This is a genomic window from Deinococcus carri, assembly GCF_039545055.1.
Lineage (GTDB): Bacteria > Deinococcota > Deinococci > Deinococcales > Deinococcaceae > Deinococcus > Deinococcus carri.
In genome coordinates, this window is the sequence record NZ_BAABRP010000010.1 from 21,477 (window position 1) to 47,365 (window position 25,889).

Sequence of the window (25,889 nt, forward strand, 5' to 3'; positions counted from 1 at the left end):
TTAACCCCGCTGCTTTTCGAGCAGCGCAGTATTTACCAGATGGTCCGGTAGTGTAGCGGTTAGCATATCTGCCTGTCACGCAGAAGGTCGCGGGTTCAAATCCCGTCCGGACCGCCAAAGTCCCCCTAGGGGACACGGCTAGGTAGCTCAGCTGGTAGAGCAAACGACTGAAAATCGTTGGGTCGCCGGTTCAAGTCCGGCCCTGGCCACCAAACGAAAAGACTCCGTCTCAGGCGGGGTCTTTTCACTTTTGGGGTGCAGGGTTGTCTGCGGTAGTAAGGGTTAGGTACTGAAAGTCATGCGTCTTGCCGCCGAAGGCACGCCGTGGGGGAGTGTGATGCCAGGTAAGAACAGGCCCTTTTGGACTTGGCGACGTGGGATAAATCAAAGCGCGTAGGAAACTATAGTTCTTGGTCGGCTTTATTGTGGACCACAATCTCCGTGATATCCCCCCTGCTCTCGGCCACGGAGTTTATCCTCCGGTTTGCCCGGACTGTCTCCACATTCCAGAAGTCCCGGTATGCTTCCCTGAGCGACTGCGGCGAGGTGCCCTCTGCCTCTAATTCCTGAAGGAGGTCCTCGATTTCCCGGTCGCTGGAGAAGTCCAGGGGACTGCGGGTGAACGGCGTATCCGAGTTGGAAAGGAGGACGCGCCTGCCCCCCAGAGCGAGCAGCGTAGAGAGAACGGCCAGCTTCTTATGTTCTGCCGTTCCGAACTCATCCCTCGAATAGGCCGCAAAAGACGAGGTGACCGAGAGGGGAACATAGGGAGGGTCGAAATAAATAGTGTCTCCGGCAGCACTCGTTCCCAGAACGTGGGGATATGGAGTGCAGGTCATATCGACGCCCTGCAACGCCGCGGAAGCCTCCAGTATCAGGCTGGGATTGTGGATGGCGGGATTGGAATATCTTCCGACAGGGACATTGAATTGGCCCTTGCGGTTGACCCTCCACAGGCCATTGAAACAGGTGCGGTTGAGATAAATGAAGCGGGCCGCCTTGAGAACCCTGGCCTGAGCGTCTGCGGGAACTTCCGGCATCCAGTCGGGTCGGCGGTCGAGACTTCTGACAGCTTCAAAATACTCTCTGCGTTTGTCCTCGCTGTCCCGGTAAACGACGTTGTGCATGTGATGGTGTTCTAGCAGAGCTTCCAGCAGAGCCTGCGGTGAGTCACGGACGGCCAGGAAGGTGGACACCAGCTCGGCGTTCGTGTCGGAGAGGGCAGCCTTCCTCCAGCCACGCTCGCGCCTGAGATAAAAGAAGAGGGCCGCACTCCCCATGAACGGCTCGAAGTAAGTGCCATCCGGCCGCTCGGGAAGGAATCTCGCCAGCTCTGGAATAAGCTGCGTCTTGCCCCCCGCCCATTTCAGAAAGGGCTTGGCGGCGAGTGAAGCTTCTGGCATGGCTGGGGCGTCAGTCGCCACGTCTGGCCTGTCTCTGGGTGCAAGCTCCCCCAGGAGGAGCTGACTCAGGTGCAGCTCTGCGTGGCACGGAAAGCACAGGGGCGGGCTTCAGCCGCATGGCGTGCCGCTGGAGGGTAGGTCCTGAGCGGTGGGGCGGGTTCTGTGCATGGAGCTGGTTGAAATCCACTCTGTTCCTCTTCCTCCAGGTCTTGCTCCGGCCGCCGCCACAGTGAGGCGTTGGCCGGAGCAAGACTGGCAGCCCGGCGGCGCGCTCAGCTCCGGTCTTCCGCCTCGTGGACGAGCTTCAGCACACGTTCGCGGATGCTGCGTTCCTCGCGCAGGTAGCGGCGCGCGCTCATCTGCACGCCGATGGCGGCCACCACCTGCCCGGCATGGCGGTAGGGCACCCCCAGCGTACACTGGCCCGGAATCCATTCCTCGATGGAATAGGCGTACCCCCGCCGCCGCACGCGGGCCAGCTCGGTGCGCCACTCGTCGGGCGTGGTGATGCTGCTCTGGGTGCAGACGGCAAAATCGCGCGGCTGAAGGTCGGTGTGCGCGTAGAGAATCTTGCCGCTCGCGGTCGCGGTGGCGGGCAGGTAGATGTCGAGCGGCAGGTCGATGTCGGCGTCGGGGTGGCGCTCGCGGATGGCGCAGACGACCTCCTCGCCTTCCAGGATGCACAGAAACGCGACCGCCTTGACCTCCAGCGCGAGGCGGGTCAGCAGCGCGCGGGCCTCCTGAAACCAGGGCAGGGCCGAGGTGAGTTGCGCTCCCATCTCGGCAATGTGCCAGGAGAGGCGGTACTTGCCGGCCGGGGTGCGCCGCAGGAAGCCAGCCTCGGTCAGGCCCGCGAGGTAGGCGTGCGCGGTGGCGCGGGGCACGTTCAGGTGAGCGGCCAGCGCCCGCACCCCCCACTCGGGCTGCTCGGCACTGAAGGCTCCGAGGATAGTGGCGGCTTTCTGAAGGGACAGCACACGTCCAGGCTACACGGACGCGGCGGGAGATGCCATGCCGCGCCGGGGAAGGCGGCGGCGGGGGTCAGCCGGGCGGACCCGCGAGGGCGTCGGGGTCCTGCGGGTCAAGCGGGGCCAGGGCCGTCTGGAGCAGGTAGGGCTGCCGGCCCTCGCGCTGGTGACCCTGGGCGGCGAGCAGGTCGCGGAGGGCGTCCAGCGTTTCCTGAACCTGGCGGGCGGTCGCGTCGTCCAGCCACAGGACGCCCATGTAGTCCCCGCCGATGTGGTGCTGGCGGAGGGCAGCATAGGTCCGGGCATCGGGCAGGAAGACTTCCGAATGAATCTCTCCTCCGGGGTCACGGTACAGCAGCCGGGCATTCAGATCGAGCTGGACCAGCCGCCTGGCCTGGGCGCGCGCACGCAGGCGGTCAAAGGCCCGACCATGCCGGGCGATCTGCGCTTCGAGGTCGGTGAAGGGTGTCAGGTGAAAGGGCACCCGGAACCCGCCGGGGGCGCGGTAGAGCGCCACGGGCCGCCCCGCCCGCCGCCGTTCGCCGGCCCGTTCCAGCAGGCCTGCCGCCAGAAATTGCCGCACGCGGTAGAGCATCCGCTCCACGCTGACGCCCGCCTCACGCGCTGCCCCCGCCGCCCCCAGCGTCCGCCCCATGAAGGGTTCGAGGTGCCGCAGCGCCGCCGGGTCGCTGAGCAGCCTCGCCTGTTCGGGCGTGGTCACCTCGAACCACTCCCCCTCGAACGAACCCAAAATGGTGTGCGGCATTTTCGTCAGGGTACGCCGGACGCTGGGGCATGACCCGGACTCCTGCCGCCGCCCGCCTACCCCGCGCCTTCTGGACGTACTGGGCGGGCGTGACCCTCACCGCGCTGGGGGACGCTGCCGTCTATGTCGCCCTGCCCTTCCTGGCTCTGGCCGCGCATCCGGCAGGGACAGGGGGAGCGGGGGCCGTCGGCGCGGTGGTGCTGGCGGGGAGCCTGCCGCGCTTCCTGGCCCCGCTGCTGGGCGCGCTGGCCGACCGGCTCGCGCCGCGTGGCCTGCTGGGCTTCAGCGCCGGGGTGCGGGCGCTGGCGGTCGCGGCGGTGGGCGTGCTGGCGGCTCACGGGACGCTGCCGCTCGCGGCGCTGCTGGCCCTGGCGTTTCTGAATGGACTGCTGTCCACACTGGCCTATGCCACGGGTGGCGCGCTGGTGCCGCGGCTCGTTGCGCCGGAGGGACTGGCCCGCGCCAACAGCCTGAACAGCGGGGCGCTGATGGGTGCGCCGCTGGTGGGCTACGGCCTGGGCGGTGGGCTGATTCACCTGCTGGGCGCGGGCGGCACGCTGCTGGCGAGCGCCCCGCTGATCCTGGGGCTGGCGCTTGCCGCACTGGCGCTGCCGACCCTGCCGGGGGCCGCAGCGGGTGGACGGGTGCGACCCCTCACCGACCTGCGCGCGGGCCTGACCGTGATTCGCCGCTCGCCGCTGCTGCTGGCCCTGCTGGGCATGAGCTTCGCGCTGAACGTCGCCATGAACGTGATGAACGTCCGCGCCCCCCTGCATATGACCACCTCTGGGCAGGGCGCGCCCGACTACGCCGTGTTCGAGATGCTGATTTCAGGCGGCGTGCTGGTGGGGATCGTGCTGGTCACGCCGCTCGCCGCCCGCCGGAGCCTCGACGCCCTGATCGGCGCGGGCCGCTGGGTGCTGGTACTGGGCACGCTGGGCTTCGTGTTCACGCCCGTGGCGGTGTGGTGGGGGGCCGCCGCCGTCTTCGGCCTGGGGCTGGGGCTGCTGGAGGTCGCCGCCACCACCCGCTCGCAGCAGCTGGTGCCCACGGAGATGCGGGGGCGGGTGGTCGGGGCGCTGATGGGCGTGAATGCCTTTGGCCTCACGCTGGGCGCGGCCCTCGCCGCCCGGCCCCTGGGCACGCCTGCGCTGATGCTGGGCCTGGGCGCGGCGCTGGCCCTGCTGGCGCTGACCTGGCCGCTTGCCCTGCGGGTGAACCGGCAGCGCCGGGACGGGGAGGTGGGTCAGGTTCGCCCGGCGGAATGCGGAATAAAGCAGTGAAGATAGCTTCGTTTTTTGACCCTCGCCCCCGGTGGGACTCGTAGAGCTGCGGCGCAGAGAGGGCCTTGCCCCGCAAGGGGTGAGGGGACGACGTGGCGACTTGCGCGCCTCCCGGTCGCCGTGCTGATTCTTCTCCAGCGGGCCAGGTGAGACTGTTTCGCTCACGGGTCCACCGCAGTCCGGCTCAGCCGTCCTCGTCGGTGGGTTCCGGGTGGGGCCGGGTGGGCGTCAGGCGGGCGAGTTCATCGGTGGGGGAGGTGTTCTCGCGCTCTGCCGGGCCGGGACCGGTGTCCAGACCGCTGATGACGACCTCGCCCCGCGTCTCGTCGTGCGGCGTCTGTCCGGTGCGTTTCTCGTCCTGGGTCATGCTCCAGGGTACGGCAGGCACGGGGCGGGGTGATGTGGAGCCGGGGTGCGCCGCCCTTGTTGCGGCCCGGTCTAGAGCATTTGTCGTAAAGATGACGTCATTTTTTGACCCTCTCCCCTTGCGGGACTCGTAGAGCTGCGGAGCAGAGAGGGCCTTGCGAAGCAAGGGGAGAGGGGGTCTTTTTACGTCTAGACCCGCACCACGCTGTGGTCGCCCACCACGATTTGCAGGCCGGTGTCGCTGGGGGCGGCGACGGCGGCCCGCCGCCCGATCACGGTCCGGACGAGCGGGCGGGAGGGCGACTGGACGGCCGCTTCCTCGTCGATCAGGGTGTCGGCCAGGGTCGCGCCCTCGACCCTCGCGCGCGGGCCGATGCTGACATTTGGGCCGAGGGTGCTGCCGCGCACGCTGGCCCCGGCCCCGATCAGCACCGGGCCGATCAGGGTGCAGTCCTGCACGGTCGCGCCCGCCTCGACCACCACCGGGCCGTCCAGGGTGCTGCCGCTCACCTCGCCGTCGATGCGGGGGGTCAGCCCGGCCAGAAAGTGCGCGCTGGCGGTCAGCAGGTCGGCGGGGGTGCCCGCGTCGCTCCAGAAGCCGGGCAGCGGCACCGCGCGCACCCGGCCCCCCGCGGCAATCACCCGCAGCAGCGCCTGCGGGAACTCGATCTCGCCGCGCACGCTGGGCGTCAGGCAGGCCACCTCGTCCAGCACGTGCGGATGAAAGGCAAAGACGCCGCAGGCCGCCAGGTCGCTTTCCGGGCGGCGCGGCTTCTCGTCCAGCCGGGTCAGCAGATCGTTCTGCACGACCGCCACCCCGTAGGCGCTGGGGTCGGGCACCCGCTTCACGCCCAGGGCGGCGTCGGCCCCGTCCAGCGCCTCCGCCAGCGGCGTCAGGGCATCCGCGAAGAGATTGTCGCCCAGGTACAGCAGCGCCGGGCCGCCTTCCAGAAAGGCGCGCGCCGCCAGGACCGCGTGCCCGGTGCCGAGCGGTTCCTCCTGGCGCACAAAGGTCAGCGGCCCCTCGTTCCGGGTGGCCGCGCGCAGGGCCGCCTCGCTGCTGGCACTGGTCACCACCGCGACCTCCTCCACCCCCGCCGCCCGCAGCGCCCGCACCGCCCGCGCGATGATGGGCACCCCGGCAATGGGCACGGCATGCTTGGGCCGACCGGCACTCACAGGAAGAAGACGGCTGCCCCGACCGGCAGCGAGAATGACGCCTTTCATACGGTGTGGCAAGTATAGCGGCCCATCTGTGAGAGAGCGGCGAGCTGGGCCGAGGGTGGTTGCGGGACGGGGTGAGGAGGCAACCCGCCGCGCCCTTGCGACGCCTGGGACGCATGACAGGGCGGGCAGGGCACGCAGAACTGTTTCCCTTCCCGTTTTCCCTGCCTGGCATGAGGGCAAGCTGCGCTTGCCACCCCTCTCCCCAACCCCTCTCCCGCACGGGGAGAGGGGCTTTTTGCGCCCTGCACGCTGTTCTCGCGGACGTCTCTCACAAGAGGCTGAATGCGCCCCTGACGCCTAATCCCTAACCCCTCACCCCTCCCTACCGCGTCAGCGCCTCCTCCAGCGCCTCCGCGAAGGCGTCCTCGTCGTCAAGCCAGGGGTAGTGGCCCGCGTCCAGCACGGTCACGTCGGCCCCGCCCAGGTCCGCGAGCCACTCGACCTGTTCGGGGTAGCTGGTGCGGTCGTGGACGCCCGCGATCACGAAGAGGGGGCGGCGCAGTTCCTGGAGGAAGGGCGGGTACTCGAACTCCCACAGGCCCTGGTTGACCAGCGCCTCCTGCACCTCGCCGCCGCCCGCGAGCTGGCCTTCCGCGTCCGCGAACTCCAGGCGCATCCGGCTGGCGCGGTCGCGGAACTGGAGGGTGTTGAGCAGGTCGCGCGCGTTGAGCAGGCCGAAGGCGGCCTCGATGCGGGCCTCGCCGACCGCCGGGTGCTCGCCTTCCGGCGTGCGGGCGCGCACCGCCTGTGCCGGGTCGTCGAGCGGCACGCCGCGCAGGGCGGAGGCCTCGCGCAGCAGCGTCAGGGCGAGTTCGGGGAAATGCACCCAGGGATTCACCACGACGACGCGGGCGGTGCGCTCCGGGTGCCGCCGCGCGTACTCCAGCGCCACCAGCGCGCCGAAGCCGTGGCCCAGCGGCACGATTCGCTCGGCCCCCAGGTGGTCGCGCAGGGCCTCCAGGTCGGCCACCAGGGTGTCGAGGTCCAGCATGTCCGCGCCCTGCTCGGTGTCCGCGAGCGGCCCGCTGCGGCCCGAACCTCGCTGGTCGAGGTACACCACCCGCCGCCCCGCGAGGCGCTCCCCGAACAGTTCCTGAAACGAGTAGCTGTTGTAGCCGGGGCCGCCGTGCAGGAACACGAGGGGCGGCTCGCTGGCGGGCGTGTCCTCCGGGCCGCTGACCTCGAAGTACAGGTCCGCTCCGTTCAGGCGCTCCAGGTTCGGCTCGTCCGGCGTGGTCATGGCGGCATTGTAGGGGCGCGGCGCGGGAGAGTGGGGCCACCCGCCGGGTTCTCTGTGCCCTTCCATCAGGGTCTGGCAAGGGCGAGCCTCACCGGAACGCCGCCGCGCCTCGGCTACCCTGCACGCATGTCTCCCGCACCACCGGACGCCGCGCCACAGGGCATCGCCTTCACGCTCGACGGGGTGGACGAGCTGACCTTCGCACGCATCCTGCGCGACGTGCTGGGGGACGCCGCCTTTGCCCGGCCCCTCCAGGTGCAGGCGCAGGAGCCGCGGCCCGCTCACCCCGCCCGCCTGACCCTGGTGTTCCGGCCAGAGGACCGGACCCGCGCGGTGCAGGCCATGCAACGCCTCAAGACCCTGCTGCTGCGGTACGGCGTGCAGGTGGACTCCATCCACGTTCCTGAGCAGGACCCGCCCCAGGGGGGCTGACCCCGCGTTAAGGGACCATAAACCGCTCTGGTCACCCGCCCCGCTCACTCCGGCCCCTACGATGACCGGAAACAGGCGCACGCCCAGCCAGAGAGGCGCGAGAGACAGAGGCAGACTTTCATGGACCAACGTATCCTCCTGATCGAAGACAACCCGGACATCACCCGCGTCGTCCAGTACGAACTGGAACAGGCCGGCTACCGGGTCCTGACCGCGCCGGACGGAGTCACGGGCCTCACCAGCGCGCGCGAGAACAGTCCCGACCTCGTGATACTCGACCTGGGCCTGCCCGATTTCGACGGGGCAGAAATCGCCCGCCGCCTGCGCAAGACCAGCAGCGTGCCCATCATCATCCTGACCGCGATGGACGCCGTGGACCGCAAGGTCAACCTGCTCGAAGCGGGCGCGGACGACTACATGACCAAGCCCTTTCACCCCGAAGAACTCGTCGCGCGCGTCAAGGTGCAGCTCCGGCACCAGCAGCACGGCGAGGTCATTTCTATTGGCGCACTGGAAATTCACCCCCAGAAGCGGCTGTGCCACTACAACGGCCACGAGGTCCGCCTCTCGCCCAAGGAGTTCGACCTGCTGACCTTCCTGGCGCGGCAGCCCGGCCGGGTGTACTCGCGCCAGGAAATCGAGCGCGAGGTCTGGAACGGCGAACTGCCCAGCAACTCCAACGTGGTGGACGTGCATATGGCGAACATGCGCGCCAAGCTGCGCGACCTCGACGGCTACGGCATCATCCGGACGGTGCGGGGCATCGGGTACGCGCTGAAGACACCGTAGGAAGCGGTCAGCTTTCAGCCGTCAGCCTTCAGGAGAACCCCCGGAGCTTTGGCCGGGGGCATTTGCCGTCTGGTGGCTGCTGAGGGCTAACGGCTGACCGCTGACGGCTCCCCCACGACATGCTCGTCGAAAAAGGCCATCACCCGGTTCCAGGCGTCCTCACTGGCGACCGGGTCGAAGGTGGGGCCGGGGGTGGCGAAGGAGTGGCGGGTGCCGGGGTAGATCTTGACGTCGTGGGGGATGCCCGCCGCGTCCAGTTCGGCCTCCAGCGCCCGGCCCGCCCGCGCGGTCGCGTCCTTTTGCGGGTAGCTGCCCACCACCGGGCAACTGCGGCGCACGGCCTCCAGGGGCCGGGGGTTGAAGCCGTAGTAGGGGGCGATGGCCCGGACGCGGTTATCGGTGCAGGCCATCGCCACGGCGAGCGAGCCGCCCAGACAGAACCCGATGGCCCCCAGCCGCGCCGGGTCCACCCCCGGCAACCCGCCCAGCACCTCCAGCGCGCGCCGGGTGTCGCGCACGCCCTGATGTTCCAGGGGATGCAGGAAGGTCCCGGCCAGCATCCGGCTCATGCAGACGGCCCGGTTCTGCCCGGCAAACAGGTCCACGGCCAACGCCACGTACCCCGCGCGGGCCAGGCGGTCGGCCACGGCGCGCATGGCGTCCGTCAGCCCGAAAATCTCATGTAGCACGAGCACGCCCGGCGCGGCCTCCCGTTGGACGGCGGGCCGGGCGAGATAACCGGAAAGGGTGCGGTCCCCCGCGCGGAACTGGAGTTCCTCTGCCATGCGCCCACCGTACTCCCGGCGTGCTGCAATGCGGGCATGAATCCGCCCCATCCCACCCTCACCGCCATTCCCGGCTTTCGCGTGGGCCACTGGACCGACCCGGTAGGCCTGACCGGCTGCACGGTGATCCTGTGCCCCGACGCGGGCGCGGTGGCCTCGGCGTCCTTTCTGGGGCCGAGTCCCGGCACGCGGGAGGGCGTGCTGCTCGCCCCCGAGAAGAAGGTCGAGCGCGTTCACGCCCTGCTGCTGACGGGCGGCAGCGCCTTCGGCCTCGCGGCGGCGGCGGGCGTCGTGCGCGTGCTGGAGGAGCGCGGCGTGGGCCACGAGACTCCCTGGGCGCGCGTGCCCATCGTTCCGGCGGCGGTGATTTACGACCTGGGCGTGGGCGACCCACGGGCGCGGCCCGGCGAGCGGGAGGGAGAGGCGGCGGCGCGGGCGGCCTCCAGTGCTCCCGTGCCCCGTGGACGGGTGGGCGCGGGCACCGGCGCGACGGCGGGCAAGTACCTGGGCGTCGGCGCGGTGCCGGGCGGCCTGGGCAGCGTGTGCCTGGAGCGGCACGGCGTCCGCGTGGGCGCGCTGGCGGTGGTCAACCCCATCGGGGACGTGCTGGACGAGCGAGGAGAGGTGCTGGCCGGGCCGGGCGTGGGGCCGGGGGCCGTGGCTTTCACGCCGGGCGAGGTGGAAAGCACCACCCTGATTGCCGTCGCCACCGAACACACCCTCACCAAAGCAGAGGCCCGCCGCCTGGCCGACGCCGCCCAGACCGCGCTGGGCCGCGTGATTGCCCCCAGCCACACCTTCTGGGACGGCGACAGCGCCTTCATGCTCAGCTCCTGTACGCTGCCCCCCGCCGACCCCCTGCTGCTGGGCGCGCTGGTGCAGGAGGCGGTCTGTGCGGCGGTACGAGACGCGGTCAGAATGGCGAACGGGTTTGAGGAGAATGTGTAAAGTACTCACATGAGTACAAAAGATTACGTGCGTGACCTGCGGGCGCTGGTCGGCCCCCGCCCGGTCAACTTCGTGGGGGCGGCGGGCCTTATTCAGAACGCACGTGGCGAGGTGCTGCTCCTGCGGCGCGCCCACGCGGAGCGGTGGGGCCTGGTCACGGGCATCAGCGAACTGGGCGAGGCGCTGGAAGAGACGCTGCGGCGCGAGCTGCTGGAGGAAACGGGCCTGACCCTGCACCATGCCGAGCTGCTGGACATGCTGAGTCCCGACCGCCTCGCCCAGGTGGCGAACGGCGACCAGTTCTACAGCTACACGGCACTCTTCCGCGTGACCGGGTGGAGCGGCGACCCGGTGCCGGACGGCGTGGAAATCGCGGAGGCGCGCTTCTTCGCGCTGGACGACCTCCCGCCCCTCACGCGGCTGGGCGAAAAGGCCCGCGAGGTCCTGACATGAGCGCCCCGGATTACGTCCGCGACCTGCGGCGGCTGGTCGGCCCCCGCCCCGTGAACTGGGCAGGTGTCTGCGCCCTCGTCCTGAACGCGGCGGGCGAGGTGCTGCTCCAACGGCGCACCGACACGGGCGGCTGGGGCACCCTGGGCGGCATCGCGGAACTGGGGGAGGCGCTGGAAGACACGCTGCGGCGCGAACTGCGCGAGGAAGCGTGTCTCACACCACGCGGGGCCGAACTGCTCGCCGTCGTGAGCGGCCCCGGCACCTACCAGAAGCTCCCCAACGGCGACGAGTTCTATCAGGTGACGGCGGTCTACCTGGTCCGCGACTGGGAGGGCCCCCCCGCAGCCGATGGGGAAGAGGGCGTGGCGCTGCACTTCTTCCCCCTGGACGCCCTGCCGGAACACCTCGGCCCGGTGGACCGGCAGGCGCTGGCGCTGCTGCGGGGCCGGACAGGACCGCGCTTCCCGTGACGCACGCCCCACCGGAATATGTCTGCCCCTTCTGTCTGCTGGCGGCTGGGGTCGTGAACGAACACGTCTGGAGCCGCCAGAGCGGCATCGTGTACTGCGACGAAGGGGTGATGGCGTTCATCGCGGCGGGGCAGTGGCCCGGCACCCCCGGCCACGTCCTGATTGTTCCCGTCGCGCACTTCGAGAACCTCTATACCCTCCCCGATGACCTGGGGGCACGGATTCACGCCCTTTCGCGTCAGGTCACCCTCGCCATGAAGGCCGCGTATGGCTGCGCGGGCGTCAGCACCCGGCAGCACAACGAACCGGCGGGGAATCAGGACGTCTGGCACTACCATCTGCACGTTTTTCCGCGCTGGCCGGGCGACGAGCTGTATCTGACCCACGGCGCGAGGATGCCTGCGGAACAACGGGCCGGGTACGCCGCCCGGCTGAGGACCCACCTGCCCCCCTCACGCCCCCCGCGTGAACGTCAGCCGCATCCCCGCCAGCCCGAACCCCGCCCGCCGCACGTTGCGTTCGCTGCCGCTGCCCGGCGTCACGAAGACGCTGGCGAGGTCTGCCCCGGCCTCCGCCGCCTGATGCAGCCGCGCGGCCAGCAACGCCGTCTGCGCGCCCTGGCCGCGGAACTCCGGCAGGGTGGCGGTGCCGAAGAGGGCCGCGATGCCGTCCTGAAAGCTCAGGGCCGCGGTGGCGGCGGGCTGCCCAGCCACCCACGCGACGAGGCGGTGGGTGCCGGGCGCGTGCGCGACGAGCTGCATTATCCGTTCGGTGCCCGGCCCGAAGCCCCGAGCCGACAGGGCCGCCCAGGCGTCCGCGTCCGCCTCCTCGCGGATGTCCAGGGTCGCAGGTGGCGGCAGGCGGGTCAGGTCGTGCGTGTAGGCGTGCAGGACGTAGCCCAGCGCGTATCCCCTGGCCCGTAACAGCGGCAGGAGCGGGGGTGTGGCGTGCGACAGGACGTGCAGGGTCGCGGGCTGCCCGTGCCGGGCGCTGAACGTCTCGAAGGCTTCCAGGTCCGCCTCGCTGGGTGTCCCGCTCCCGTCATGCCAGGCGGTGTCTACCGGCAGCTTCGGCCCGGCAAACATGGCCACGAGCGGCCCGAAGCGGGCGATTTCGCCCCGAAGGCCGAAGCGGGCATGCGCGGCGGCCTCCGCGCGGGCCAGGCGGGGGAGGGGGTCGGTGTTCATGCCGTCAGCGTAGCGGCCCGGTTTCCTTTCGGCTGCATAAATGCGCGGGGTGCCGCTTGCCGTGGCGCGGCGGGTATCTTGCGCCCGTTGTCCGGCTGCCGTCCTTCCCGCCCCCGCCCGGAGGTTTTTGCCCCATGTCCCGACTGCCCCGCCTGCTTGCCCTTCCCGCCCTGGCCCTGGCCGCCTACGCCCTCAAGGGTCCCGCCGACCCGCTGCGTCCCTCCGGCCCCGAGGACGGCGTGGGACCCATCACCCGCCGCCGCTACTGGGTCGAGGTGGAGGGCGCGACCCACACGCCCCAGGAGGTGGCCGAGCACTGGCGCAACCACCTGCCCGACCACGTGCCGAAGTGGCTGGCCTGGTTCCGCGGCCTGGATCACCCCGTGCCGCCCGTGAACCGGGGCGACCGCCTGTGGATTCGCATGTTGCTGGTGCGCCGCGGCCGGGTGGTCGTCGAGCATGTGGACCCCCTGGGCTTCCGCGTCCGCACCCTGCGCCTGCACCCCGACGCGGGCACCTCCGATTTCCGCGTCTACCCCGGCGAGGCACCGGGCCAGATGGTGTTGCAAATCGAGTCGCTGCTGCGGACCAACTCGCACTTCGACCGGCTGGCGTACATCTTCGGCGTTCATGCCGCGCAGCGCCGCAACTGGGAGCTGACCCTCACCAGCGTGGCGCGCTACAGCGGCGGCCGCATCGTGAATCGCGGGCACGAGTCCCTGGAGATGCCCCAGCTCGCCCACTCCTACACGTTGCCGGAGGTGCCCGACGCCCCGGTGGGCGCGGGGGTGGACCCAGTGCCGCATCCCTGAGGTCGTCTGAGGCGGCCCCGTGGGATGGAGCACCATGTGGCGAAGGACAGCTTCCGCCTTCGCCACGGTCGGCAGGGGCCACCTTCGGCGTGCATAAGTTGACTTCCCCTGCATCCCACGCTATCCTTTTCTTATCACCGCCCGAGAGGCGGCTTTTTTATTGCCTTTGGTCCGGTGGGGGAGATGGGGCCAGCGCCGCCCGACGGCCCCGTATCCTGGCCTCCATGAATCATGTACGCACCTGGACGGATGTCTACGGGTCGGCCCACGCGGGCTTCGAGGGCCGGGCGGGGGGACACCGCTGGCTGGTCGCTGTTCCGCCCGAACTCGCGGCGGAGGTGCCTCCACAGCTCGCCACCCTGGACGGCAAGGGCCGGGTGGACCTGCTCGTCCACGACGGCCTGACGCCGCTGCTGGCCGCGCTGCACGAACTGGAACCGCGCGGCGTGCTGGTGGTCGCGCCGCGTGCGCTGCCCTCCGGCCCCGCCGTGACCGTGCCCGAACGTCTGATCGAGGACGCGGGCGGCACGGAGTACCGCGAGGGCGGCGAGTTCCCGGCCTGGCAGGGGGCGCTGGGGACGGAGGGCGAGCCGGGCGAGAACGCGGCCGCGAGTGCCGCAGCGTCCCTGGGGATGCCCGTGGTCGTCTCGGCCCCGCAGGGGGTGCGGGCGACCCTGGAAGCCTGGATGGACGCGACGCCGCACGGCCGATAGGAGAGGCAAACGCGACCTTCACCGCGTACCGCCTCCCGCGCACCGCGTACCCTGCTCCCGTGCCCGCCCCCCAGTCCCCCGTCCGCCACCTCTACGTTCACGTGCCGTTCTGCCCGACCATCTGCCCCTACTGCGACTTCCACGTGCTGACGCGCCGGGCCGGGCTGGTCGAGAAGTACCTGGCCGGGGTGGAGGAGGAGGCCGCCCGCCTTGCGGACCGGTACGCGGTGGACCTCGACACGGTGTATATCGGCGGGGGAACGCCCAGCTTCCTGCGCGACGCGGAAATCACGGCACTGGCCCAGAGCATTCGCCGCCATCTGGGCTGGGGCCGCCTGGAAAACACGCTGGAAATCAACCCCGGCACCGTCAGCGCGGGGCGGGCGGCGCTGTGGCGTGACCTGGGCTTCGGCCGCGCCTCGGTCGGCGTGCAGAGTCTCGACGACGCCACCCTGAAGTTCCTGGGCCGCCAGCACGACGCGCGGCAGGCCCGCGAGGCCGTGACCACGCTCGCCCGGCAGGGCTTCCGGGTAAGTGGCGACCTGATCACCGCCGTACCGGGGCAACCGCTGGAGAGTGACATTCGCGGTCTGGTGGACCTGGGCGTGGGGCATGTCAGCGCCTACACCCTCACCATTGAGCCTGGCACCGAGTTCGCCCGCCGCGGCGTGACCGTGGGGGAGGACGATGAGCGCGCAGGCTTCGAGCAGACAGAAGCCCTCCTCACCGCGCACGGTTTCACCCGCTACGAGGTCAGCAACTACGCGCGCCCCGGCCAGGAGTCGCGCCACAACCTCGCCTACTGGCACAACCGGACGTACCTGGGCCTGGGGCCGGGGGCGGCGGGGCACTATCCGGCGGAAGGCAGATGGCAGAAGGCAGAAGGCGGAAGGCAGAAGGCCCCCCTCACCCCCCACCCACAGCCCACAGCCCACAACCCCCCCCTCACCCTCCGCCGCACCAACCCCCACCTGCACGACTGGCTCGCCGGCGGGCGCGGCGAGGTGCAGCCCGTGGACGCCGAGGAATACGTCACCGATGCCCTGTTCATGGGCCTGCGCCTGCGGGAGGGCGTGGACCTGGGCGACCTGACGCGGCGCAGCGGGCTGAACGTGAGCGAGCGGTATGCGGCCGCCATCGCCGCCAACGTAGGCCGGGGCCTGCTGACGCTGGAGGGCGAGCTTCTGCGCGCCACGCCGCAGGGCTGGTGGCTGCTCAACCGGGTGGTGACGGAGTTTCTGGAGGTCTGAACACCCCGCCCGCATTCACCACCCGGACAGGTGAATGTCCTCCGTCCAGCTATGCCGCGCGTGTGGCTGGCCCCTCCCGAACGGGCGTTAGACTGCCCGCATGACGAAACAGATGGACTTTGACCTCCTTGTCATCGGGGCCGGGCCGGGCGGGTACCACGCGGCGATCCGGGGGGCGCAACTGGGCCTCAAGGTGGCCTGCGCCGAACGGGAAGCACTGGGCGGCGTGTGCCTGAACGTGGGCTGCATTCCCACCAAGGCGCTGCTGCACGCGGGCGAGATGATGGCCGCCGCGCACCACGCCAGCGACTTCGGCCTGACCTTCGGCGAGCAGAAGCTGAACGTGGCGAAGCTCAACGGCTGGAAGGAAGGCATCGTCAAGAAACTGACGGGCGGCGTGGGGGCGCTGTTCAAGGCCAACAAGGTCACGCACCTGGTCGGCCAGGCCAGCTTCGTGGACCCCCACACCGTGAAGGTGGGTGACAAGACCTACACGGCGGCGAACATCATCATCGCCACCGGGTCGGAACCCGCCCGCCTGCCGGGGCTGGAGGTGGATCAGGAGAGAATCGTGGACTCCACCGGCGCGCTGGTCGTTCCCGACCCTATCCCCGCGCGGATGCTGTGCGTGGGCGGCGGCGTGATCGGTTTCGAGTTTGCGCATGTCTACACCAACCTCGGCAGCAAGGTCAAAGTCATCGAGTTCCTGCCCACCATCATCCCCGGTGCCGACGCCGACGCCGTGAAGGAATTCAGCAAGGCGATGAAGAAGCAGGGCATCGAGATCGAGACGCAGACCAAGGCCAACCGCGCTGAGAAGAAGCAGGACGGCATCCACGTCGAGCTGGAGAGCGTGGGGACCGGCGAGAAGCGCACCGAGGTCTTCGATCGCGTGCTGGTCGCGGTGGGCCGCCGCCCCCGCACTGACGGCCTGAACGCGCAGGCGGCGGGCGTGACCGTCACCGACCGTGGCTTCATCCCCGCCGACACGCAGCAGCGCACCAACGTGCCCCACATCTACTCCATCGGGGACGTGGCCGGGAACCCCATGCTGGCCCACAAGGCGATGAAAGAAGGCCTGGTCGCCGCGGAAGTCATTGCCGGGAAGCCCGCCGCGCAGGATGCCGTCGCCATTCCCGGCGTGGTGTACACCAGCCCCGAACTCGCCTGGGTGGGCCTGACCGAGGCCGAGGCGAAGGAGAAGGGCTACGAGGTCAAGACCGGCAACTTCCCCTTCAGCGCCTCGGGCCGCGCGATGACCCTCCAGCAGACCGACGGCTTCGTGAAGATGGTGGTCGAAAAGGACACCGACCTGGTGCTGGGCGTCCACATCGTCGGGCCGCACGCCTCGGACATGCTGGGCGAGGCCAGCCTGGCGCTGGAGATGGCCGCCACCGCTACCGACATCGCCCTGACCATCCACGCGCACCCCACCCTGGGCGAGAGCGTGCTGGAGGCGGCGGAAGCCAGCCACAAGCAGGCGATTCACATCATGAACCGCTGAGCCAGGGCCGCCCGGCAAATGCGGCAAAACGTGTTTTGATTACGTTGTAGAGTCGGGGGGTGATGAAACCCCCCGTTTCCCATGCCCTGCGGCTCCTGGGGATCAGTGCGCTCGGCCTGTCGTTGCTGACCGCCTGCCCCCGGCAGTACACCCCCCCCGGTCCCTCTGCTTCGCTCTCCTTCACCTTCCCGGCACTGACGGACACCACGGATGTGAGGCTGGCCGCCCTCGCCTTCGAGCGCAATGAGAAGACGAACGGGTACGACCCCAAAGTGGTGACGTCCACCTCCCTCTACGGCCCGTCCAACACGGCGGCCTCCCTGTATCTGGATGGCTACACGCTCAAAACGTGGGCGGACAACGCCAAATGCACCACGCCGTTCCTGGGCGGCGAGACGGCCGGGATGCAGGAAGTAACGGTGACGCCGGACACCGTCAGGACCTGCAACATCTACTTCCTGATGTTCCGCGACGCCAACCGCAACGGTACGCCGGAGTCGGGCGAGGTGCTGTACGAGACGCATGACCTCTACAGCTACGCCACCGAGGCCTTCACCTACCGCTTCGTCAGCCCCGACGGCCGCAGCACGGAAACCGGCACCCGGACGAAGGGGTGGTCGCTGGTCCATCATCAGGTGCTGCAACCCACGGCCACCCCGGACCGTTACCTGCTGAGCATGAACAGCGTGCCGCAGGCCGACGAGGGGCTGAATATCCGCCTGCACGAGCCGACGAACGCCTTCACCAGCCAGAGCCTGCCCCGCGCCGGAGGTCACAAATGAAGCCCCTGTTCCTGCTCCCCCTGCTGGGCCTGGCCCTGTCCGCCTGCGGTGCTGGCCCCTCCTCGCCCACGGGGGGCCGCCCGGAGTTGCCCAGCGGCGTGGAAGTGCGGCACCCCGCCGCGCCCGGCGGCACGTCCGTCTACCTCAGCCTGCTGACCGAGGGGGGCGAGAAGGTCTACCAGAAAGCCGCGTCTGCGGGCACGACCCGTACCGAGGTGGACCCGGCCGCCTGGCAGAACCGGGCCAGCCTGGCAACCCCGGTGGAGGGCTGGATTCCGGCCGGGGCCGCCGACGTGACCGTGAGTGCCCCCGCCACCCCGGTGCTGTTCCTGCACTGGGTGATGTGGCAGGACCGCAACAGCAACGGCCAGCGCGACGCGGGCGAGGACCTCGACCTGATGACCCACGACCGCGTCGCCTACGCCGAAAAGGCCGTGACGGTGGATTTCAGGACCGCCGAGCCGAACATGGTGCAGCACTGGCAGCTTGCCGCAGGCTGGAGCCGCGCCGAACACTACGTGTACCTGCCCCAGAAGAGCAGCACCTACCGCCGCAGCCTGCAAACCCAGGGCCTGGGGCGCTACGAGCTGCACGTGCCGACGCCGATCATCAGTCAGTAAAGCTGGCCGGGGCGTGCCTGCGGCAGGGAATGCCTGCTATACTCCTGCCGCTACGCGCCCGCACTCGTAGCTCAGTTGGATAGAGCGGCCCCCTCCTAAGGGGCAGGCCACTGGTTCGAATCCAGTCGAGTGCACCAGAAAAAACCCCGCCGAGAGCGGGGTTTTGTTTTTGGCTTTTCGTGACCAACCGGGTGCGTGACCAACCCGTGACCAACCGGCCCTAATTCACCACTCTGGGCCGCGCTGTGGTCAGCTCGCTCAGGTTCACCGCCCACTCTTCATGCTCGCTCTGGTAGACCGTCCGGTACACGTCCGCCGTGAAGCTGGCCCGCGAGTGCCCCAGCTTCTCGCTGACCACCTCCAGCGGCACACCCCGGCGCAGCATTAGCGAGGCGTGCGTGTGGCGCAGGCCGTGTACCGTGACTTCCCTTATCCCTGCCTCTTTGCAGAACTGCTTCAGGTACTTCTTGATTCCGTCGGGCAGAAGGCGCACCCCAGAAATGCCCGTGAACACATACCCGGTGTCCTGCCAGAGCTTCTTACGTTCGTAGCTCTTGGGATGCCCCTTGACCGGTCCCGCGCTCAGCGCCTCGCGCTCAAAGGCTTGCAGCTCAGCTTGACGGCGCAGACAGGCCAAGCCCTCACTGGAGAGATGGACGCGCCGCGCACTCTTCGCCGTCTTTGGTGTGCTGACCTGCACCTTGCCGCCCACCGCGACCAAGTTCTCCCGAATGCGGATCACGCCCTTTTCTAGGTCAACGTGTTCCCACTTCAGCCCACACGCCTCGCCCCGGCGCAGGCCGGTATGGAGCATGAATTCAAAGATCAGCCCCCAGCGGCTCGCCTGAAGCACGGGCAGCAGCTTGGCGACCTCTTCCGCCGTCAGGGCCTTATCGACTGGAGCGGCCTCAGCATCACGGCGCACGGGCGCAGGTCGCACTACGGCGGAGGGATCACGGGCGACCAGTTCCAGGCGCAACGCCTCACTGAAGGCACCATGCAGGATGTTGTGTGCCTGCCGCTGGGTATCGCCCAGGCCCTTTTCCGTCAGCGCGTTGTACAGCGCCCGCAGGTCTGCCGGGCGCACGTCCTGAAGGCGTTTCCGCCCCAGCGCGGGCGTGATGTGCAGGTCAATCACCTTCCGGTAGTTGTGGTGTGTTTTGGCAGCCAGCCGCGCTTTCTTGCCCTCTAGCCAGCGGTTCAGCCACTCGCCCACCGTGACCTTATCGGGCAGCGCCACCCCGCCGCGCAGGTGATCCGCCTGGGCCTGGGTCATGGCGGCCCAGGCTGCCTTCTCAGTGGGCGCGGTCCCACTCTTGCGGATCGGCGTTCCGTCCGGCTTCAGCCCAACCGTGATTCTCCAGCGGTACTTCCCGCTGGGCAGCTCGTCGATAGTGCCGCGCCCGTTGCCGTTCTTCCTGCCGGTGTCCTGAGCCTTCGCGCGCGGCATGGTCAGCCTTCCTTCCTGGGCGCGGCGATCAGCTCCAGCCCCAGCACGTCTAAGGCTTCCAGCAAGCTGCTGGGAACCTTCCCGTAGGCCCCGCTCAACAATTGGGCAATCGCACTCTTGCTGACCCCCAGATGGTCAGCCAACTGCTGCTGAGTCCAGCCACGCGCCTTCAGGGCCGCGCGCATTGCCTCGCGTATCTGCGCGTCTGTATCCATAAGGGGAGTTTAGGGATTCACTGGAGTTAAGTCAAACACTTGACTGGAGTACAGTGATTCACTAAACTATGAACACCTAAGAGGCACGGCCTAGGAACCAAAAGCCTCTCAGGAATCCCGGTTTAAGGAGATCACCATGCAACCTAGCGCACTTCGCCCCGCCCAGCCCATGCAGAGCCGCACCTTCGCCGCCGTGATCGAGTACCGCGCCCACGGCGAGAACTGGGGCACGGCCCGGCACACTGTCACGCTGACCAGCACGCCGGAAGGCATCGCCGCCCAGGTGGACGGGCAGGCCGCGCCCCTTGCAGACGCCGTGAGCATCCTCGACATGGCTGACCGGGTGGAAGTCCTCGCGGAAGTCCCGGCCACCCCGCCCACCATTGGGAAGGCCCGCGCCGCTCGCCTGCACCGCCTCATGGGCCGCCTGGGGCTGTGCAACCCCGACCACTACGGCAGCGCTGCCCGTGCTGTGGGGCGCGAGGTGTTCAGCCTCGCCACCCTGACGGAAGCGGAAGCGCGCGCGGTGTGGGCGTACCTCTGCCACACCCTCCCCCAGGCCCGCCAGCTCGCCGCCTGAAGCCTCACGGGGGGCACCGCTCCCCCCGGCTCTCCCCTCTGGAGGTGCGCGCCGTGACGCTCGCTCTGTTCCTGCTCTATGCCCTGTGCGTGCTGCTGGCCGGTTCCCCGTTGCTGCCCCTCGCGCAGCTCGCCACCCTCTGCGGCCCACTGCTGGGCCTGGTCGCCCTCGCCCGCGCCTTCCGCCCTCGCCCTGCCCCGGAGGTTCAGCCGTGAAGGAAGACACCCGTGCCGCTCGCGCCGAATTGCCCCAGGTCGCCCACGTCCTCTCTGGCGAGGGAAATGGCTTCACGCTCGAACTGGAGAGCGGGCAACTTGTCACCATCGCGGAAGGCGACCGCGCCGCCCTTTTGCCCATTGGGCACGACAACTTGGCGATCCTCACCCATCAGTGGGGTGGCCCTGACCGCGCCGCGTATGCCGTGCCCGCTGCCCTCTATCTCGAACTGCTGCGCCACTTCCCAGAGGGAAGGCCAACCGGAATGGACACGTTGCCGACCCTCACGGGTGCCGAGCGGCTGACCGACAGCCTGACCCTGTATGCCGAAGGCTACTCGCCTCTCACGCTGCCCCGTCGGGGCTGCTGGCTTCATCCTGCCGGCTTCGACCCTGCCGCACCCTTCCAGGGCATCCTGGCCCTCGATGTGTACCCGCCGGGCGACTACGCCAACGGTTGCTACCGCTTCCGCGTAGACACCAGCACCAGGGAAGGACGCGCAGCTTTGGCGGCATTGGGCCTGAGTCGCTTTGCACTGGGCAATCCTTCTCAGCAGGACTGAGCGCACCTCAGCAGTCCCGGCACCACCCCCCATCCAAAGTGCATGACTCCCCCGCCCTTCACCGGGCGGGGTTCCCATCACCCATAGCAGCAGCACATGCCGAAAAATGCCGACACTGGTAGAACCAGCCAAAACCGACGCTTTATCCCCGTCGGCCCTTACCGCCCCAGCAGTCCTAGCAGACCAGCGGGGGCGGCGCTGGTCTGCCCTCAGCGAGGGCCACCTGACCCACCGTGAGGCCCTGAGGCACACCAGCAGGGGCAGCGGTCATGCGACCCATCTCCAAGAAGGGAAGCCGAAAAAAGCCGAAGTCGGAGCACTCACGCCGCACCCTTCCAGCCCTGTCCCCCGTGCGCCGCGCAGTGATGGTGCGCCACCGTCAGGACCGGCGCTTTCGGGTTGCCGTCTGCCCAGCCGTGCGCAGCGCGCCCCAGCGGGCACAGCCCGTCCCCGTAGGCGTCCGGCCCCTGCCAGCGGGCGCAGCAGCCACAGCGCCCAGGCGCAGCCGCGAGTGCGGCCACATCAAGCCGCCCGTCAGGCAGCCGCCCTTCCTCGACCTGGCGCAGCAGGGCCGCGCGCTGCGCTCGCATGGCTTCGACCAGCTCGGCGGGCAAGCCTCGCGGGGCGTCATACCTCAGCTTGCCCGCTGGCGTCACGCTTAGGCTGACCCCCAGCGGGGCGAGGGTGCGCCGCAACTCGGTCAGAGTCACAGCTCACCAGAGGCGGGCGCAAGAGTGGCGAGAGTGGCGCAACTTGACCCGTTCCCCAATTCTTCTAAGGAAGGATTTTTCTTAGGGTTTTCCTCGTGAAACGATTTGGAAAAGGCCTCTACTGCGCCACTCTCGCCACTGCCTGCCGAGGGTGCGCCGTCGTCCGTTGGGAAGAGTTCGGGGTGTTTTAGCGTCCAGTAGCGGGTTCCTGCCGTTTTCTTGATGTTCTCCAGTCCCACCGCCGCGCAAGCCTGCCCCCATTTCTTCATGGCGTAGGGCCGCACCCCCACCTGATCCGCCCACACCTGATACCGGGTGCGAAGGTCGCCCGCCTTGATCCCGTCTACCGCGAAGGCTTCACGGCCCACTTCCAGCCAGAACTCCCGCAGCGGGTCAACCTCAGCCCAGAACCGGGCCGTAGCTCGCGCGGCAGCTTCGGAGCGGTACACGCCGCCTGCCTCGTAAACCCTGGTCAGCCCCTCCATGCCCCAAGCGGTAAAGCCCAGCACCAGGCGAGAAGTCGGGTCTTGCCGCTCCGCTTCGATCCGCGCCCCACGGAGCAGCGGGGGCAGCCCCGGTGCCGCGAGCGGGTGCAGGAACGGCAGAGCAAGCACGCGGTCTTTTAGCGCATCGTCGTAAGCCTCGACCCTGGGCGCGTCATTCGCCACCATCAGCAGCACATGCCGGGGCGCAGCGGTAAACGGCTCGCTGAAGAGGAAGCGCACGGGTAGGCGGTCACTGCCGCTGAGGGTTTTCAGCAGCTCCGCGTCTAGCTTCGCGTTCCCGGCCTCCGCACAGAACACGGCCCGCTTGCCCCAGATCGCTGCGCCCAGACGCTCACGCGCGCTGTCCGTAGTGAAGAGCTTCGTGTCCAGGCTGGCCGCCATGTCGCCCAGCACCGTGCCCAGCAGCTCGGCATAGGTACTCTTGCCGGTGCCCTTCGGGCCGTACAGCCAGGGCAGTAGCCGGAGAGTGCTGGTGCCGCTTAGAACGTACCCGGTCACATCCTGAAGCGAACGGGCCAGGTCGGCATCTCCGCCGGTCATGCGCTCCAGCACTTCCAGCCATGCGCCGCGATCCGCGTCAGGGTGGTACTCGACTGGCGCGAGGGTCAGCATGTAGTCCTCGCGCCGATGCTCCCGCCACTGCCCGCGTTCCCAGACACCGTTCTGGAAGCCCAGCACCCACGGGCGCGGCTCAAAGCGGGCGTGGGCGACCATCAGCAGCGGGCGGGCCGCCTCCAGAATGGCTTTCTGCTTCCCGCGTCCCTCGGCGGCCTTGCTGGCCCGGATGTGCCGCCATGCCGCCCGCTCCATCGCCTCGGCGTCGATCTTGCGGGCCTCAATGGGGGCCAGCAAGCCGCCCAGGGCAAACAGCCGCGCAACTTCCGGCTTCATCGTGCCGCTGAGCTGCTGGGCCAGTTTCTGCGCCAGCAGGTCGCCTTCGCCGTCCCCCTTGCGGCCCGCGCCAGTCAGCCACTGCCGCCCGTTGTAGGCCAGCCACCCGCCCAGCTTGCCGGTGTAGCAGAGGTCCCCCGCTGCCAGCTCGGCCAGGCGGTGAGCGTGTGCTGTATCCGTGTCCGGTGCCGTCACGGGCCACCGCTCCAGCTCCAGCAGGCCCAGCACCTGCCGGTCGCTGTACTCGGCCCGGTCCTCAGCCACCCAATGCTCAGCAGCGGGAATGTCTGCCGGGTCAGGCAGCGTGCCCACCTCGATCCCCACTGTCAGCACTCTAGGCTTGTGCTTCTTCAGGCTTGCGAAGGACCCAATATCTGCCGGGTCGATGGGTTCCAGCTTGCCCGCGCTCATGCCGCTCTCGATGGTGCGCTCGACTTCATGGCGGCCCAGGCCGACACGTTCCGCCGCGTCAGCCAGGGAAACGCGGGCCTCCGATTCTTCCAGCAGGCCAGCAGCCGCGATCCGCCCCAGGCGGTAGGCCGCGCCGTTCAGGGTGTTATTCCGGCTGCCCTCGCCTGCGCTCAGCACGTCCGCCGTGCAGCCCAGCAAGGCGACCTGCGCCCATTTGCGCCGCGCCTCGGCCTGGTCGCTCGCCGTGTCGCTGGAAAGCTGCGCCCGCAACTGGTCAGCCTCAGCTCTGCGCCGCGCAGCGTCCTGCTCGCGCTTCAGTGCCTCGGCTTCAGCCACTGCCAGCGCCTCGCGCAGTCCCGGGAAGCCGCTCACAGCGCCCCCAGCAGATCGGCGCGACTGTACTGGGCCGCCGCGTTCAGCTCCAGAATGCGCGTCAGGAAGCCCTCTTCCTTCTTGCCGTGCCAGTACCCCGGCAGGCGCATCACACGCGACAAGTCGCACACGGAAGGATCACCGCCATACAGGCCCGCGAGGTGCTTCTGAACCGGCGTGAATTCGCTCAGCGGCAAGTCCTGAACAGCCCAGTAAACGTGGAATTTCCCGGCGCTGCTCTCCACAATCGCCGTTGGCTGAAGTGGGAAGCCGCCCCCTGGTAACGGTGTGCCGTCCAGGTCGAGGAACACCGCCGCCACCCGCTGCACACCGTCAGAGGAACGCCTCTCGGTATCTGGCGGGAACACGTTCACTGCGAAGAACACGCCACACCGCGCGAGGTTCGGGCGGATGTACTGTCCCTCTGCCACTTCCTCCAGGCTGAAACTGCCCTGTTGGGCCGTGCGCCCGGTGCTGAAGCCCTTCCCGTCCGGCTTTCTCAGGCCGTACTTCTGCGCCTTCATGGGCTGGCCGTTCCGGCCCTTGAATTCCTCGGTCACGTACAGGTCATCAGGTCCGTCAGCGAACGTCTGGAGCATGACCGTCTCGCCCGGCAATCGCAGCGCCTCCAGCAACCGCACAGCCTCAGCGGAGGCAATCCGGTCAGCCTTCGCCTGGTCATAGGGAAACTTGTGGGCACTCACGCCGACACCCCGCGCTCAGCCGCACCGTCGCGCCACATGGCGGCCAGTGCCTCAGCCTCCTGCTTGGCCTGGCGCAACTCTGCCCGGTCGAAGGCCAGAGCCTTACTGGTCATCCGGGCCGACACGAACGCGACCGCCACGAACAGCGGGCGGGGTGCCCCGTCGGGCAGCGCCAGGCACTCGCCCTCGATGTAGGGCCGCGTATAGCTGCGGGAGCGGGGGTTCTTCCTGAAGTACTCCCGGTCAACGCTGCGGGCGTGTTCCAGCCGAGAGAGCCGCCCGCCCCCACTTGGTAAGCTGCCCACAGCGCCCGCCTGCGCTGCCTGCCCCCCGCCGTGTACAGGACGGCGGGGCATTAATTGGCCCCCGTGCTCTGAGCCGCTATGTATGCCTCCAGCGCCTCGCGGGGGATGCGGATTACCTTCGCCCCGATCTTCACAGCCCGCAGGCGACCGGCGCGAATCTCCTTATAGATCAGGGCCGGGTGTACGTTCAGGTATTCCGCAGCACCCTGAGCGCTGTAATAAGCAGGCACGGCAGCCTGCACCTCATGTCCAATCGCCGTCATGTTGTAGCCCCCCAGCGGGTCGGCGTTGCTGATACAGCAAAACACCGCGAGAATCGAAGGTCTAAGCCTTGGTTCTCAGCAGCAGCAATTCGCCAGTTATGCGTTGTTGGGCGTGGGGTTCGTGGCTGGGTCGGTGGCTGGGGTCGAGGCGGTTAGGTGCGCTCTGCGCGGGTGCGTGCCTCAGTAAGGTGCCGTCAGTGTGCCGTGGGTATGCCCGTGTTGTGCATGTAGGTGGGGCGGCTGCGCCAATTTCTCGCCGCTCCAGCAGCGAGACACACACAGATTAGCACGCATGTTTACCGTAGACACGCACATCACAGCCCCGTTTCCCTGCCTCAACCGCAGCATGACCAACGTGACCAACCCGTGACCAACACATCCGCGCACGTCCGTTATCCAGAGCGTATGAAGCGGGGCGGTGAAGAGGCGAAAACGCCCTCTGAGAGGGGAAAAATGGGAAGGTGCGTCACCGTGCATTTTCGTCCGTAAATGACGCCGGTTCTCCCTCCTAAGGGGCAGGCCACTGGTTCGAATCCAGTCGAGTGCACCAGAAAAAAGCCCCGCCGGAAGCGGGGTTTTCTGTTGTGGGCAGAGAGCATGGAAAGGCCAATTTCAGCGGCTTGACAGTCGCACCACGTTGGCCGGGTTGCGCACGATCAGCTCAAGGCGGCAGAGGCCTGCTCTGTGCCGTAGGTGCGCGTGACGC

30 protein-coding genes, 4 tRNA genes and 1 pseudogene are annotated in these 25,889 nt (G+C 68.8%); 20 read left to right on the forward strand and 15 right to left on the reverse strand.

The genetic code is table 11. The features are described from left to right. The first annotated feature begins 41 nt into the window (after positions 1–41). Together ABEA67_RS12675 and ABEA67_RS12680 are read left to right on the forward strand one after the other, a co-directional pair. A tRNA-Asp gene (locus tag ABEA67_RS12675) sits at positions 42–117 on the forward strand. Positions 118–136: 19 nt separating this feature from the next. Next, positions 137–212, forward strand: a tRNA-Phe gene (locus tag ABEA67_RS12680). 189 nt (positions 213–401) lie between these two features. Here ABEA67_RS12680 and ABEA67_RS12685 read toward each other — a convergent pair. The 3 genes from ABEA67_RS12685 to ABEA67_RS12695 form a co-directional block, all read right to left on the reverse strand. After that, positions 402–1,424 (reverse strand): DNA adenine methylase, encoded by a 1,023-nt coding sequence (locus ABEA67_RS12685; protein WP_345465691.1) that lies wholly within the window; start codon positions 1,422–1,424, stop codon positions 402–404. A 251-nt stretch (positions 1,425–1,675) separates the two neighbouring features. Further along, positions 1,676–2,380 (reverse strand): IclR family transcriptional regulator, encoded by a 705-nt coding sequence (locus ABEA67_RS12690; protein ID WP_345465694.1) that lies wholly within the window; start codon positions 2,378–2,380, stop codon positions 1,676–1,678. A gap of 64 nt (positions 2,381–2,444) precedes the next feature. Next, positions 2,445–3,137 (reverse strand): hypothetical protein, encoded by a 693-nt coding sequence (locus ABEA67_RS12695; RefSeq protein ID WP_345465696.1) that lies wholly within the window; start codon positions 3,135–3,137, stop codon positions 2,445–2,447. A gap of 29 nt (positions 3,138–3,166) precedes the next feature. On the opposite strand from ABEA67_RS12695, the gene ABEA67_RS12700 reads away from it, so the two are divergent. Then, positions 3,167–4,420 (forward strand): MFS transporter, encoded by a 1,254-nt coding sequence (locus ABEA67_RS12700; RefSeq protein WP_345465698.1) that lies wholly within the window; start codon positions 3,167–3,169, stop codon positions 4,418–4,420. A 184-nt stretch (positions 4,421–4,604) separates the two neighbouring features. Here the strand turns inward: ABEA67_RS12700 and ABEA67_RS12705 are convergent, their stop codons facing one another. The 3 genes from ABEA67_RS12705 to ABEA67_RS12715 all read right to left on the reverse strand — a co-directional run bounded on the left by ABEA67_RS12705 (position 4,605) and on the right by ABEA67_RS12715 (position 7,253). Then, positions 4,605–4,787, reverse strand: a complete 183-nt coding sequence (locus tag ABEA67_RS12705) for a hypothetical protein (RefSeq protein WP_345465700.1) — start codon at positions 4,785–4,787, stop codon at positions 4,605–4,607. Between the two features lie 188 nt (positions 4,788–4,975). Then, on the reverse strand, positions 4,976–6,013 hold the full coding sequence (locus tag ABEA67_RS12710) for a sugar phosphate nucleotidyltransferase (RefSeq protein WP_345465703.1): 1,038 nt from the start codon (positions 6,011–6,013) through the stop codon (positions 4,976–4,978). Positions 6,014–6,335: 322 nt separating this feature from the next. Continuing rightward, complete coding sequence (locus ABEA67_RS12715; RefSeq protein WP_345465705.1) at positions 6,336–7,253, reverse strand: alpha/beta fold hydrolase; 918 nt, start codon at positions 7,251–7,253, stop codon at positions 6,336–6,338. 126 nt (positions 7,254–7,379) lie between these two features. Here ABEA67_RS12715 and ABEA67_RS12720 point away from each other — a divergent pair, with 126 nt between their 5' ends. After that, positions 7,380–7,685, forward strand: coding sequence for a hypothetical protein (locus ABEA67_RS12720; protein ID WP_345465706.1), 306 nt, complete (start codon positions 7,380–7,382; stop codon positions 7,683–7,685). 120 nt (positions 7,686–7,805) lie between these two features. Next, positions 7,806–8,474, forward strand: a complete 669-nt coding sequence (locus tag ABEA67_RS12725) for a response regulator transcription factor (protein ID WP_011529345.1) — start codon at positions 7,806–7,808, stop codon at positions 8,472–8,474. Between the two features lie 86 nt (positions 8,475–8,560). Here ABEA67_RS12725 and ABEA67_RS12730 read toward each other — a convergent pair whose 3' ends face one another. Then, the gene (locus ABEA67_RS12730) at positions 8,561–9,259 is read right to left on the reverse strand and encodes a dienelactone hydrolase family protein (RefSeq protein ID WP_345465708.1); all 699 of its coding nucleotides are present in this window, start codon (positions 9,257–9,259) and stop codon (positions 8,561–8,563) included. Positions 9,260–9,295: 36 nt separating this feature from the next. Here ABEA67_RS12730 and ABEA67_RS12735 point away from each other — a divergent pair, with 36 nt between their 5' ends. The 4 genes and pseudogenes from ABEA67_RS12735 to ABEA67_RS12750 form a co-directional block, all read left to right on the forward strand. Next, positions 9,296–10,207 (forward strand): P1 family peptidase, encoded by a 912-nt coding sequence (locus ABEA67_RS12735; RefSeq protein ID WP_345465709.1) that lies wholly within the window; start codon positions 9,296–9,298, stop codon positions 10,205–10,207. Positions 10,208–10,216: 9 nt separating this feature from the next. After that, positions 10,217–10,660 (forward strand): NUDIX hydrolase, encoded by a 444-nt coding sequence (locus tag ABEA67_RS12740; RefSeq protein ID WP_345465711.1) that lies wholly within the window; start codon positions 10,217–10,219, stop codon positions 10,658–10,660. After that, positions 10,657–11,130 carry an NUDIX hydrolase gene (locus ABEA67_RS12745; protein ID WP_345465713.1) on the forward strand — a complete coding sequence of 158 codons (474 nt, stop codon included), beginning with the start codon at positions 10,657–10,659 and terminating at the stop codon, positions 11,128–11,130. Before ABEA67_RS12740 ends, ABEA67_RS12745 begins: the two co-directional genes overlap by 4 nt. 89 nt (positions 11,131–11,219) lie before the next feature. After that, positions 11,220–11,474 (forward strand): annotated as a pseudogene (locus ABEA67_RS12750) (HIT family protein); the annotation flags it as partial. 108 nt (positions 11,475–11,582) lie between these two features. On the opposite strand, the gene ABEA67_RS12755 reads toward ABEA67_RS12750, so the two are convergent. Next, positions 11,583–12,317, reverse strand: coding sequence for a GNAT family N-acetyltransferase (locus ABEA67_RS12755; RefSeq protein WP_345465715.1), 735 nt, complete (start codon positions 12,315–12,317; stop codon positions 11,583–11,585). Positions 12,318–12,451: 134 nt separating this feature from the next. Here ABEA67_RS12755 and ABEA67_RS12760 point away from each other — a divergent pair, with 134 nt between their 5' ends. The 7 genes from ABEA67_RS12760 to ABEA67_RS12790 all read left to right on the forward strand — a co-directional run bounded on the left by ABEA67_RS12760 (position 12,452) and on the right by ABEA67_RS12790 (position 18,135). Further along, positions 12,452–13,129: a DUF1990 family protein gene (locus ABEA67_RS12760; protein WP_345465717.1), complete on the forward strand. Its 678-nt coding sequence runs from the start codon at positions 12,452–12,454 to the stop codon at positions 13,127–13,129. Between the two features lie 224 nt (positions 13,130–13,353). Further along, positions 13,354–13,842: a hypothetical protein gene (locus ABEA67_RS12765; protein WP_345465719.1), complete on the forward strand. Its 489-nt coding sequence runs from the start codon at positions 13,354–13,356 to the stop codon at positions 13,840–13,842. Between the two features lie 59 nt (positions 13,843–13,901). After that, positions 13,902–15,092 carry a radical SAM family heme chaperone HemW gene (gene hemW / locus ABEA67_RS12770; protein WP_345465721.1) on the forward strand — a complete coding sequence of 397 codons (1,191 nt, stop codon included), beginning with the start codon at positions 13,902–13,904 and terminating at the stop codon, positions 15,090–15,092. A gap of 100 nt (positions 15,093–15,192) precedes the next feature. After that, the gene (lpdA, locus tag ABEA67_RS12775; RefSeq protein WP_345465723.1) at positions 15,193–16,596 is read left to right on the forward strand and encodes a dihydrolipoyl dehydrogenase; all 1,404 of its coding nucleotides are present in this window, start codon (positions 15,193–15,195) and stop codon (positions 16,594–16,596) included. Between the two features lie 62 nt (positions 16,597–16,658). After that, entirely contained in the window at positions 16,659–17,378 is a 720-nt protein-coding gene (locus tag ABEA67_RS12780; RefSeq protein ID WP_345465725.1) for a hypothetical protein, read from the forward strand. Further along, complete coding sequence (locus ABEA67_RS12785) at positions 17,375–17,998, forward strand: hypothetical protein (protein ID WP_345465727.1); 624 nt, start codon at positions 17,375–17,377, stop codon at positions 17,996–17,998. Before ABEA67_RS12780 ends, ABEA67_RS12785 begins: the two co-directional genes overlap by 4 nt. A gap of 60 nt (positions 17,999–18,058) precedes the next feature. Next, positions 18,059–18,135, forward strand: a tRNA-Arg gene (locus ABEA67_RS12790). Between the two features lie 83 nt (positions 18,136–18,218). On the opposite strand, the gene ABEA67_RS12795 is transcribed toward ABEA67_RS12790, so the two are convergent. Together ABEA67_RS12795 and ABEA67_RS12800 are read right to left on the reverse strand one after the other, a co-directional pair. After that, complete coding sequence (locus tag ABEA67_RS12795; protein WP_345465729.1) at positions 18,219–19,448, reverse strand: tyrosine-type recombinase/integrase; 1,230 nt, start codon at positions 19,446–19,448, stop codon at positions 18,219–18,221. 2 nt (positions 19,449–19,450) lie between these two features. Continuing rightward, on the reverse strand, positions 19,451–19,663 hold the full coding sequence (locus ABEA67_RS12800; RefSeq protein WP_345465731.1) for a helix-turn-helix domain-containing protein: 213 nt from the start codon (positions 19,661–19,663) through the stop codon (positions 19,451–19,453). Between the two features lie 136 nt (positions 19,664–19,799). Here ABEA67_RS12800 and ABEA67_RS12805 point away from each other — a divergent pair, with 136 nt between their 5' ends. The 3 genes from ABEA67_RS12805 to ABEA67_RS12815 are packed head-to-tail and all read left to right on the forward strand — an operon-like array spanning position 19,800 to position 21,021. Then, complete coding sequence (locus ABEA67_RS12805; protein WP_345465733.1) at positions 19,800–20,243, forward strand: hypothetical protein; 444 nt, start codon at positions 19,800–19,802, stop codon at positions 20,241–20,243. 53 nt (positions 20,244–20,296) lie between these two features. Continuing rightward, positions 20,297–20,458: a hypothetical protein gene (locus ABEA67_RS12810; RefSeq protein WP_345465735.1), complete on the forward strand. Its 162-nt coding sequence runs from the start codon at positions 20,297–20,299 to the stop codon at positions 20,456–20,458. Continuing rightward, positions 20,455–21,021 (forward strand): hypothetical protein, encoded by a 567-nt coding sequence (locus ABEA67_RS12815; RefSeq protein ID WP_345465737.1) that lies wholly within the window; start codon positions 20,455–20,457, stop codon positions 21,019–21,021. Before ABEA67_RS12810 ends, ABEA67_RS12815 begins: the two co-directional genes overlap by 4 nt. A gap of 320 nt (positions 21,022–21,341) precedes the next feature. Here ABEA67_RS12815 and ABEA67_RS12820 read toward each other — a convergent pair whose 3' ends face one another. From ABEA67_RS12820 to ABEA67_RS12840, 5 genes are read right to left on the reverse strand one after another with little or no spacing between them, the layout of a single operon-like run. Continuing rightward, positions 21,342–21,731, reverse strand: a complete 390-nt coding sequence (locus ABEA67_RS12820; RefSeq protein WP_345465739.1) for a hypothetical protein — start codon at positions 21,729–21,731, stop codon at positions 21,342–21,344. After that, positions 21,728–23,911 (reverse strand): phage/plasmid primase, P4 family, encoded by a 2,184-nt coding sequence (locus ABEA67_RS12825; protein WP_345465742.1) that lies wholly within the window; start codon positions 23,909–23,911, stop codon positions 21,728–21,730. Before ABEA67_RS12825 ends, ABEA67_RS12820 begins: the two co-directional genes overlap by 4 nt. After that, the gene (locus ABEA67_RS12830; RefSeq protein ID WP_345465743.1) at positions 23,908–24,615 is read right to left on the reverse strand and encodes a DNA-primase RepB domain-containing protein; all 708 of its coding nucleotides are present in this window, start codon (positions 24,613–24,615) and stop codon (positions 23,908–23,910) included. Before ABEA67_RS12830 ends, ABEA67_RS12825 begins: the two co-directional genes overlap by 4 nt. After that, positions 24,612–24,971, reverse strand: coding sequence for a hypothetical protein (locus tag ABEA67_RS12835; RefSeq protein ID WP_345465745.1), 360 nt, complete (start codon positions 24,969–24,971; stop codon positions 24,612–24,614). The genes ABEA67_RS12830 and ABEA67_RS12835 overlap by 4 nt, the downstream gene beginning before the upstream one ends. Beyond that, the gene (locus tag ABEA67_RS12840; protein ID WP_345465747.1) at positions 24,971–25,183 is read right to left on the reverse strand and encodes a helix-turn-helix domain-containing protein; all 213 of its coding nucleotides are present in this window, start codon (positions 25,181–25,183) and stop codon (positions 24,971–24,973) included. Before ABEA67_RS12840 ends, ABEA67_RS12835 begins: the two co-directional genes overlap by 1 nt. A 473-nt stretch (positions 25,184–25,656) precedes the next feature. On the opposite strand from ABEA67_RS12840, the gene ABEA67_RS12845 reads away from it, so the two are divergent. Beyond that, positions 25,657–25,733 (forward strand) — tRNA-Arg (locus ABEA67_RS12845). Positions 25,734–25,889: the final 156 nt, after the last annotated feature.